This window comes from Alkalihalophilus lindianensis (genome assembly GCF_032843265.1).
GTDB classification, from domain to species: Bacteria; Bacillota; Bacilli; order Bacillales; family Bacillaceae_D; genus Alkalihalophilus; species Alkalihalophilus lindianensis.
The window spans coordinates 1-265 of sequence record NZ_JAWJBA010000457.1 but is presented as its reverse complement, the minus strand read 5'-3'; the positions used below and the strand labels follow the sequence as shown (position 1 = coordinate 265).

1 protein-coding gene is annotated in these 265 nt (G+C 40.8%); it reads left to right on the top strand.

Going from position 1 to position 265, the window contains the following annotated elements:
- A partial coding sequence (locus RYX56_RS23015) for an NAD(P)/FAD-dependent oxidoreductase (RefSeq protein ID WP_317124210.1) occupies positions 1 to 200 on the top strand: 200 nt, incomplete at its 5' end.
- Between the last annotated feature and the right edge of the window lie 65 nt (positions 201 to 265).

Sequence of the window (265 nt, the reverse complement as noted above, 5' to 3'; positions counted from 1 at the left end):
CTTTTGCAGCCCTTGGTATTACAAATGAAAACGGCTATATTGAAACAAATGAACAAATGGAGACAAAAGTGCCAGGAATTTTCGCTGCCGGGGATGTTCGTGAAAAAACACTGCGGCAAATTGTCACCGCAACAGGTGATGGAAGCATCGCTGCCCAAGCAGCACAGCACTATGTGGAAGAACTGAATTTAAAGCAATAAAAAAAGCAAACGACCTTATCTGCGCAAAATTAATTCTTTTTTTACCCAACTGTAACAGTAATGCA